Here is a 10146-nt window from a genome sequence, read left to right as displayed (position 1 = left end):
AAATCACTTTTTTTTAGTGGTCACTTTTTGGGGCTGGCCTCTCCGATGCGATCGCACCTCTGAGTATTCTATCTCAGGAAGAGGGCATTGCTCCTACTGGTCACTTATTTCTGCCATCCTGCACTAGCGATCGCCACAAAAGGGGACGAGATTCAGTATTTCCTAATTCTCTAATATTTTGCCAAGTGTGCGGGTAGAGTTTTGTGGCGAAGGATGCCATCAACGGAACTACCAATACCATTCGCATAAACATTAGCAAAAATGAATTTTGTAGGGTGGGAGTGACAAACCTTCCTGTTTTCAAAATGCCCAAAATTTTCTGTTCGTTGAATAAAACTCTGACAATGACATTTTGAAAACAGAAACAGAATGATGCAAGTAGAACAATGAAAAAACCAAGCATTTGCTTTATAGCAAAGGACTGTTTTAAGACCTTGACTATTGTGGCATTAATTATATGATGTCTGGTGAATAACTTTTAAATAGATTAAGAGTTAGCCTTCTTTGGAGGAACTACGTTAACAGTTATAGCTATCAAAGGAAAGGGTGCAGAAATATCAAAAGCTTAAAACTCAGATAACGCAAAACTTTTCCTTCTTTCTTCTTCCTTCTGCTATATCAAGTGTATGATAGATGATAGCGAATGTTTACTCCGCGTCTACAGACCCGCCATGAATAAGCACTACACGCTTTTCAAAATATTGTTAATTGTTGAAAACCATAATCAGTATACTAGCAATTACCGGATTTGGTATAACTAGAAAATAAGAAAGTAGTTGATACAGCAGAAGTCAGGATGCTGGAAAACTTATATATCTGGTGCTGTGGATATGAAAGTACACAAAGGTTTACCTATTGCGACCAATACACTATGCTTCGCCACGTCCACTACCTCGTTCATCACAGTACACCCTAACTTGAGCAAAAGATTTTTGGGTATTTGAGGTTGAGTAATTTAGTTGCCAGCTACAGATATTACGGGATAAGATAGTCGAAATTACGATGGAAATATCAATAAATAGGTAGAGACTCATAGGAGTTATCTATTGTTCATACAAGGAGTTTCTACTACTAAATACGGAATTTATATAGTCTTTTCAGGATATAATTCAGTTTCTTTACCTATTCCAGGAAAATTGCGGCCAGATGGTCAATTATTTAGGTGATGAGGGATGAGCGATCGCTGAGTCTACTTGCTTCAACAAGATTTCTAAGGTTGAGGAGTTATCCAAAACTACATCTGCTTGTTGACACTTATTTTCTAGAGGCATTTGATGATTAATTCGAGTGTAAGTTTGTTCTTGACTTAACCCATCCCGTTTCATCAATCTTTCTATTTGTTGTTGAGGTGAAGTGTATGTAACCCAAATTTCTGTTACTAAATCAGTCATTTTGGCCTCAAACAGCAACGGTATTACTAATACTGCTGTGGGGTATTGATCGGAGGTCTGATACCCAGGTTCATTATTTTTTTTGACAAACTGCTGAATATTCTGCTCGAAGCAATCGCGTACATAAGGATGAATTTGTTTCTCTAACCAAAGTAACTCCTCTTGATTATTAAAAACAATCTCTCCTAATTTTTGCCTATTAAGATTACCATTAGGTAACAATATATCAGTGCCATAGTTTTCTATTATACTATCTAAAATCAATGAACCTGGTTGTACGGCTTTGCGAGCATAAATATCTGCGTCCCAAATTGGGAGATGGTAAGTTTTGTTCAGATAATTTGATACAGTCGTCTTTCCTGTACCAATACCCCCAGTTAAACCAATGAGACGCATCATCAAAAAGTCAAAAGTCAAAAATAAATAGCCAAAAGTTAATTATTTTTAGGCAGAGCCTAACTTTCAGTAGTTTAGCTTAATTTATACCATTTATTATCGTCGCTAGTTCCTTTGCTGGTAGTTGTAGGTGTAGAAAACAGGCGCGAGCAACCCTGACTTTTATCTTTCTGAAAAGTTACAAGCAAGTTATGAAAATTTTAGATTACAGTAGAAATGGAAATAGCTCAAACAGAAATTTTCAATATTTATTTTATTTTATGTTATTACAATAGCCAGAGTGGTTAGGACTTATGCTGATGATGAATCTTAGACTAAGCAATGTTTTTCCCACTGTTCCCTCTCTTGGTCGATTGGATATGGCGAAGTCTCCTCGCCATCCCACCCTACGGGAAGCTCCGAAGATCGACCGCTTGCCTCTGTCGCCGACGCGGGGTCGTACCGCTGTTCCCTATTTCCTGCTATAGATGTAGCTCATTAATTAAAGGACAAAAAATATTGACGAAAGAGTAGTTATATGATAAGCGATAAAAAATCACAAACCAATGAACTATGCACCCATCTATAAAATTTACCAGATTCTCATAGTTGTTCCCCTAACTGGACTTTGGGTATTGGATACTGCTGCCCTCCTACCATTCCATGACAACGAAAATAATGGTAGATTAGGAATGATTTCATGGAAAATTTTTTCCGCTAAAATCGCATCAGCTCAAACATCTACTCCATCAATAGTTCCCGAAGCAAATTCAACTAATACAGTAGTAACTCCGGTAACACCATCCCCAGATTCTTCCACAACTCGCTTTGATATTACAGGTGGGAAGCAATCACAAGATAATACTAATCTTTTCCATAGCTTTGAGAGATTTAATTTGGGAGAAAACCAAATTGTTAATTTTATATCTAACCCAAATATCAAAAATATTCTAACTCGTGTAACTGGTGGAGATGCTTCTGTAATTAATGGTCTAATTCAGGTAACAGGGGGCAATTCTAACTTACTGATGATGAATTCTGCGGGTATAATTTTTGGTGCAAATGCTAGATTGGATGTCCCTGCATCTTTTGTCGTAACTACTGGTTCAGGTATTGGTTTTGACTCTGGTTGGTTCAATAGCATAGGTGAAAATAATTACGATATTTTAACAGGAAATCCCAGTGCTTTTTCTTTCCCAATGACGAATCCTGGAGTAATTTTAAATGAAGGTGAGCTAACTGTTGAAGCAGGAGAAAGTGTCACTTTATTGGGAGGCACAATTATTAATACAGGTAAAATTTCTGCCCCAGGTGGTGAAATTACGATCTCCACAGTTCTTGGAGAAAATTTAGTCCGTATTAGTCAAGAAGGACGTTTATTAAATTTAGAAATAGCGACAGAGGATAGAGAAAGTTCTAATGATTTACCAGAAGAATTACACAGTTTAAATCCCTTATCTATACCAGAACTTTTAACAGGTAATAGTGAAGTGATGGAAATGGCTACCGGAGTTAGAGTTAATGATAACAATGAAGTAGTTTTGACAGGTTCTAATCAAGTAATTCCTACAGATTTAGGTACAACGATTGTATCTGGTTCTCTTGATATTTCTTTGGCAGAAAATTCGGAATTGGCAAATACAAGTAGAATCAATATTTTTGGAGAAAAAGTAGGATTATTTAATGCCAAACTGAATGCTTCTGGTATTTATGGTAGTGGCAATATTAGAATTGGTGGAGATTCTCAAGGTTTAGGAACAGTTCCTCGTGCTACTCGTACTTATGTAGATGAAAATACAGAAATATTTGCTACCTCTTTTAGGGATGAGGGTGGAAATATAGTTATTTGGAGTGATGAAGAAACTAGCTTTTTTGGCAAAATAGAAGCTATTGGTCGGATTGAAGAACAGTCTATATCGCTAGAACAAAACTCCAGTAAAAATCTAGTAGAAGTTTCTAGTCAAGGAAATTTAATTTTTGATGGTACTGTTAATTTAGGTTCTCCAGATGTGTTGGGCAGTTTATCATTTAAGGCTGAAAATATTAATATTGTAGATGCAAATATTGAGGCAGCAGATAATCCTTTAAAGGGGGAAACGGCAGCAGGATCTCAGATATCAAAATCATCAATAGAAAGCATATCAGATAGTACAAATATTACTTTTCAAGCGTCTGATAATATTACTGTCAACAATTTATCTGAAACTCAATTAAGTTTTGCTCAGACAAAAGGTGAAATCTCATTTGTCGCAGATAGTGACGAAAATGGTTTAGGGTCTTTGACAATACATTCAGAAAATACTATCAATACTCAAGGAGCAGCAGTTAATATTTCTGGCACGACGATAAATACTGGAAATATTAATACAGAAGGAGGAGAACTTAATATTACCAGTAGTCAAGGTTTTGTGATGACTAATAACTTATCTACTGCCAATTCAAATATGACAGTAGAAAGCAATGGTGGAGAGATTAATATTACGGCACAGGGAAATATTACGACTGGAGAAATTGATGCGAGTGGAGACTCTAGGGGTGGAAATATCACTATGAATGCTGCTACTAATATTGATACAGAAAGCATTAATGCTGAAGGTACGCAAAGTGGTGGAAATATTGATACTAGAGCTGGAAATACTCTCAACTTGCGAGGAATATCAACATCAAGCGGTAGTCGAGAAACTGGCAACATTACTATTACTGGAGATGAAATTAACCTTTTAGGTGGAGAAAACAGTGTCAGTAGCAATGGGAAACTCATCTTACAACCAGCATCAGAAAATCAAAATATTACTCTGGGAGGATTTGAAAATAGACAAGGGACAGACGGCAATTTGCCCCTACACCTGACAACAGGAGATTTAGCAACTTTGGCAAATGGTTTTGAGTCTGTTACTATCGGAAAATCTGAAAACTCTGGTAATATTACTATTGCTTCTACAGAAAACAACAATACAAATGGAGTTGTATTCAATGATCCCACAACTATTCAAGCAGAAAAAATTACAGGTACAGGTACAATAACTGGGGTAGATAATGCTCAAATTACTATAAATGCTAGTAGTGACATTTCCACTGGCAATATTTCCACATCCACAGGTATTACTATTACCAGCATTCAAGGCAATATTAAGACTGGAGATGTGACGGCAAATACATCAGATAACAGTATTGGTAATATTGATATTACCAGTAGTGGTTCTATCGAAACAGGAAAATTAACCACCACAGGAACAACAGCAGGAGGAAATATTAATCTACAAGCAGGCGATCGCATAACTATAGGTAGAATAAATTCTAGCGCTACACTAGGAAATGCAGGAGAAGTTCAACTGAATGCGGAAAACGGTATTGAGGTCATATCTATACAAGCAGAAGGGGGAAATAGTGGAGGCAATGTCGAAATTACTACAGGTGATACTCTCAGGATAACAGGTACTTTTTTAGACAAAAATCAGAATATTGCTAGTATTTCTACCGCAGGAGAGATAGTGGGGGGAAATATTGCTATTAGCACCGGAAATACACCTTTTATCGTCGGAGATGCTACAATTAATGGTTCTGTAGGAGCAATAACAGATGGAAAATTAACAATTTCACCCGATCGCTCTCTAACTAGTAGTTTTGAACTCAAAGAAGTAGAAAACTCTCAACCACAAAATTCTGATTCTAGTGAAACCACAACGGAATCAGAAAATCAAGAAAATCAACCTCACTCAGAAGAATCAACTCCTCAAAATGTCACTCAACTAGAATCAACAGAATCTAGTAATTATGAGGGAAATCAAACTTCGATCGTTACCGAAACTCAAGCAGAATTAGTTGAAAAGCCAAAAAATATAGAGGAGTCGCAAACTCAAATTCCCTCTGAAGTAGATAACGAGGAACCCTCAAACACAGCTCAAGATATACAGATAGTATCTCAAAACCCCGAATCAAACTCACCAATTTTAGATAATTCTGAACCTACGGCGGCCCCTACAGAAAATATTGCATCCTCAATGAGTAGTTCAGAAGAACAAATTATCCCATTAGTTGTGGAAAATCAAAATCAAAATCAAACTACATTAGAATTTGACCAACCGAATAACTCTCAACTTGTTGTCGAAAATGTGGAGACAAATATTCTTGTAGAAGATACTAATTCCAGTTCAATTACATCAGTTTTAGAGCAAACTGTTGCTATAGAAAATCCCGTCCAAGGTAAGTCCTCTCAGAAACCAACTCCAACTATAGTCGTAGAAGAAAATATGACTACCACTGCTTCCGAAATTTCTCGCAACGATAATTACAATCAAGTTAGTTTAACTGATTCCCTATGGCAAATAGAGTTAAACAGAGGCAGAGAATTCGCGGGTTATTTAGGAAAAAATATTACTAAAAAAACTGCCACAGCAGCAAATATCCGAAATACTCTTAGTAGCGTTGAAAAAATTGGTATCAGACCAGCAATTATATATGTATCTGCACAACCCAATAATTTAGAACTGCAATTGTTTTTGCCAAACGGTAAACCTATTGTCAGAAGTAGTGGGCAAACAAGAGATGAAGTGATTGAGGTTGCCAAAAAATTTACAAATCAGATTAGGACTCCCAGTCAATTAAATTCTCATAATTATTTACCAAATGCCCAAAAATTACATCAATGGTTAATTGCACCAATTGCTGAAGAATTGGCAAATCATAATATTAATACGATCATTTTTTCGATGGATAGCGGTTTGCGAACTATTCCCATCGCCGCTCTACACGATGGTCAACAATTCCTGGTCGAAAAATATAGTTTGGGATTAATTCCTAGTTTTACTTTAACTGATACAACGTATGTTGGATTAAATGGTTCTCAAGTTTTAGCAATGGGAGCATCTGAATTTCCTGGTAATACCGAGCAAACTCCTCTGCCAGCAGTACCTGTAGAACTTAAAAGCATCGTGAATAATCTTTGGCCTGGTAAATCTTTTTTGAATCAAGGATTTACTCTCGAAAATTTAAAGCAGCAAAGTAGCAAAGAAAAATTCAAAATTATTCATTTAGCTACTCATGGAGAATTTCATCCAGGGGGTGCTGACAATTCTTATATTCAATTCTGGGATACTAAGTTACGCTTAAATGAATTACGCCAGTTACGTTTGTATAATGCACAGGTAGAATTATTAGTTTTGAGTGCTTGTACTACTGCAGTCGGAGATGAAGAGGCTGAGTTAGGTTTTGCTGGGTTAGCAGTGCAAGCGGGAGTCAAGTCTGCTTTGGCAAGTCTTTGGTACGTTAGTGATACTGGTACATTAGCTTTAATGACTGAGTTTTATCAGAGTTTATCTAACAGACCAATTAAAGCAGCAGCATTACGACAGGCCCAGTTAGCAATGTTACGGGGAGAGTTGCATTTACAAGATGGTCATATACTCCGAAATGGTAATAAACATCTACCTCTACCACGGGAGTTAGCTAGAGGAGGTAGAAGGGATTTATCTCATCCTTATTATTGGGCAGCATTTACGATGATTGGTTCGCCATGGTGAAAGAAGGAAGAGGGAAGAAGGAAGAAGGAAAAAGGCGTTGCTTAAATGTAATGATAATTAGGGTTTGCTGAAAAAGTCTTATGGGTGAGGGTAGGAGACAGGAGACAGGAGACAGGAGACAGGAGACAGGAGACAGGAGACAGGAGACAGGAGACAGGAGACAGGAGACAGGAGGAACGGGGAATTTAGAGTAGGTAGGAGTAAGAATTGTCAGAATGATTTCTCTGCCCAACTTTTGCCTAAAATACTAACTTTTTGAGCATGAAGAGCTGAAAACCAGGCACTTTTTTCGACCTCAAAAAGGCACTTGTCTTTATATATCAATGCTTTTAGATTTAATCAGCAAGCCCTAATTAGACATCTACTCCAACCATAGGGAGTAGGCAGTAGGCAGCTTTGCTGTAGGGGTAAAGAATTGATAATTTCTTTGGGATATAGATATTGATTTTTGATTCTTGGAGATGTCTATGAGCTGAAGGTAAAATTGAAAAACTGATGTTTTGCGCCCAAAGTTAATCTCAAAATCATTACCACTCAGCAACGCCAGGAAAAATAGGGAAACAATTTAATTAAGGAACAAGGAATAAGGAACAAGTAACAAGGAAAGAAGGAAAATAGGGAAACAATTTATCGATCCAACAGTTTCACAAGAAAAAATAGAAAGTTCAACTTTGCTCTGTTGCGATCGCTATTCAATACCGTTCTACATACCATCCAGGAATACCATAATTCCACCCTCTCATAGTTTCAAAAGGGTCTGCTCTTGTTAGTCTCCGATCGTCAGGCACAGCTACCAGAGGTGTTAAGTTATTGTTAATTTGTTGTTTTTCAGTTACGTTATTCAAAGTATTTCGTGGGAGATTTTTTTCTTTCTCAATCATTTTTTTTGATTCAAATTGTTTGCTAATTTAACATTAACCTACTTATTAAATTAATCAATCCCTCCGGTCATTAATCTCAATATTTCATTAAATAAATTTAAACTTTGTAATGTTGAGAATATTGACGCAACAAAACTAATTATAGCGATAATATCCTAAAAATAACCAAACTGCCCACTATATACAATGTCGATCGAGGTACAACGGAGGCAGGTGCGTTAGAAGCAGAAAGGCTTTATCAGTGATGCTAGGGAATCCCGCGTTGTCGCGTAAGCGCAACGTCGGGTAAATGTTTTTAAAGTTAATCAGCAAAGCTGAATTAAAAAATTAAAATCTCAACGATTATTTCACCCTAGAAATAATATTATGTGCCCCCTCCGAGGGAGCTACACTATCGAATAATTTAGTTATAATAAAATTTGTGTTTGTTTGTAGTTTAACTTTAGCCCTAATACAAGTATTGTAAGAGCTAAAGCCCCACTACGAAGCCCTATTATAATTGTTCTACTGGACATGATATAATTGTGCGATGACGATGAGTATTACAAATTATTTTGGGAGTCATAAAACCAGCATCTATCAATTCTTTTTCAATATCTAAAGTGAAATATTCATCCAGATAAGGTTCCGTACTCTTCAACAAAGTAAAAACATAAGGTTTCATCGTGGCATAAACTTCTGATTTAGGGTTCATATCCATAATTGCAATATTGCCATTTGGACGTAATAACCGCCTTGCCTCGCGAAATATTTTTCTAGTAGCAGTTTGTGGTAGTTCGTGACAGACTAAAGAGATAGAAATTAAATCAAAAGAAGCATCAGGCAAACCAGTTTCTTCCGCAGCAGCATGAACCCAATTAATATCCAAATTTTGTTGTTGAGAACGATACAAACTAACTGCTAAAAAATAGGGCGATAAATCTACCCCTGTCAACTTAGCTTCTGGGTAAACTTTTTGTAGAGGAAAAGTATTTAATCCTACACTACATCCCAAGTCTAAAATATCTTTTGGTCTAGGAATTTCTGTTTTGAGAATATCAGAATAACTCTGACGAAATCTAGCATCTCCAGCGATACCTAATTCTGGCCAAATATTCGCATGAACTGCTAGAGATGCTGCTTCTACTTCTGTTGCAGCTTCCCAACTCATATTACCTTTTTCATAAGCATGAAATGAAGTAAGGTAATATTCTGGATAGCTCAAATTAGGATTATTTACTATTTCCCATTCTCTATCCCAATTGCGTTCGGAGAGTTCTTTTGCTTGTTTGCGCCAAGGAACACCAATTTTTTCTGCACGTTTAATAATCATCTTTCGTGCTTGAGTTTTAGCAAAATTAGCGAGTGGTTTAATTGAGAGAATTCCATTGACTAATTTTGTAGCTAAATTAGGCTGAGATTTGAAAGTAGTAGTCATTATTTTTTTTCTACAAAAAATGTGTTTAAAATTAGTTGTATTGATTCTGCAATAACTATTAACGATTAACTATTAACTGATAAGCAGGTACGCAAAATTAATTACCGAAAAAAATTTCAGGTATAAAGCCTCTCCATTCATGGACAAAAAAGAAAAAAAATCCTTTTAGTCAATCCTATTCTTTATAATAATTAATAATTATTAATTATTAATTGTTGAAACATATCTAACATCATACATAATAGTATACTCTGGTATCAAAACAACAAAAATGGTAATTTTTTATGAGGTTGATCGGCGAATTAAACAACGAAACTAGAAAATTGTTGGAAAGAATGAAACCCTAAAAAAACTACATTAATATAGACAATACTAAACCAACTTAGCATCATCTACTTTTGATGAAATATCTCCAAAAACAACAATTTATCTATAGAAATAAGCTTGTCTCAGTCGCCGGACAATTTCTCCATGAACTTCACTGCGGATGCGGTTGCCACGCTGACATTGTTCCAATTTAATATTATCAACAAAAAACTTCACAGCCATATTAGTATTAGTAG

6 protein-coding genes are annotated in these 10146 nt (G+C 36.1%); 1 reads left to right on the top strand and 5 read right to left on the bottom strand.

The features are described 5' to 3' along the window. Nucleotides 1-100: 100 nt before the first annotated feature. From F6K06_RS32520 to coaE, 3 genes are all read right to left on the bottom strand, one after another. Nucleotides 101-313 carry a hypothetical protein gene (locus F6K06_RS32520; RefSeq protein ID WP_287323347.1) on the bottom strand — a complete coding sequence of 71 codons (213 nt, stop codon included), beginning with the start codon at nucleotides 311-313 and terminating at the stop codon, nucleotides 101-103. Between the two features lie 556 nt (nucleotides 314-869). Continuing rightward, on the bottom strand, nucleotides 870-1034 hold the full coding sequence (locus tag F6K06_RS32515) for a hypothetical protein (RefSeq protein WP_161564553.1): 165 nt from the start codon (nucleotides 1032-1034) through the stop codon (nucleotides 870-872). 120 nt (nucleotides 1035-1154) lie between these two features. Next, nucleotides 1155-1787 carry a dephospho-CoA kinase gene (gene coaE / locus F6K06_RS32510; protein ID WP_124145265.1) on the bottom strand — a complete coding sequence of 211 codons (633 nt, stop codon included), beginning with the start codon at nucleotides 1785-1787 and terminating at the stop codon, nucleotides 1155-1157. Nucleotides 1788-2332: 545 nt separating this feature from the next. Between coaE and F6K06_RS32505 the strand changes: the two genes are divergently transcribed. Further along, nucleotides 2333-7285 carry a CHAT domain-containing protein gene (locus F6K06_RS32505; protein WP_287244954.1) on the top strand — a complete coding sequence of 1651 codons (4953 nt, stop codon included), beginning with the start codon at nucleotides 2333-2335 and terminating at the stop codon, nucleotides 7283-7285. Between the two features lie 692 nt (nucleotides 7286-7977). On the opposite strand, the gene F6K06_RS32500 is transcribed toward F6K06_RS32505, so the two are convergent. Beyond that, nucleotides 7978-8166 (bottom strand): hypothetical protein, encoded by a 189-nt coding sequence (locus tag F6K06_RS32500; protein WP_124145263.1) that lies wholly within the window; start codon nucleotides 8164-8166, stop codon nucleotides 7978-7980. 493 nt (nucleotides 8167-8659) lie between these two features. Beyond that, a complete protein-coding gene (locus F6K06_RS32495) occupies nucleotides 8660-9583 on the bottom strand; it encodes a class I SAM-dependent methyltransferase (protein ID WP_287244951.1) in 924 nt (307 codons plus the stop codon). Between the last annotated feature and the right edge of the window lie 563 nt (nucleotides 9584-10146).

The sequence above is a fragment of the Okeania sp. SIO1H4 genome, from assembly GCF_010672695.1.
In the GTDB taxonomy this organism is placed as follows: Bacteria; Cyanobacteriota; Cyanobacteriia; order Cyanobacteriales; family Microcoleaceae; genus Okeania; species Okeania hirsuta.
Note: the sequence above shows the minus strand (reverse complement) of the source record. Positions and strands in the feature narration are given on the sequence as shown.

What these genes read in the sequence shown, in the direction of transcription:
- F6K06_RS32515 (WP_161564553.1), bottom strand. Translation starts at nt 1,034, where the DNA reads ATGAGTCTCTACCTATTTATTGATATTTCCATCGTAATTTCGACTATC.
- coaE (WP_124145265.1), bottom strand. Translation starts at nt 1,787, where the DNA reads ATGCGTCTCATTGGTTTAACTGGGGGTATTGGTACAGGAAAGACGACT.
- F6K06_RS32505 (WP_287244954.1), top strand. Translation starts at nt 2,333, where the DNA reads ATGAACTATGCACCCATCTATAAAATTTACCAGATTCTCATAGTTGTT.
- F6K06_RS32500 (WP_124145263.1), bottom strand. Translation starts at nt 8,166, where the DNA reads ATGATTGAGAAAGAAAAAAATCTCCCACGAAATACTTTGAATAACGTA.
- F6K06_RS32495 (WP_287244951.1), bottom strand. Translation starts at nt 9,583, where the DNA reads ATGACTACTACTTTCAAATCTCAGCCTAATTTAGCTACAAAATTAGTC.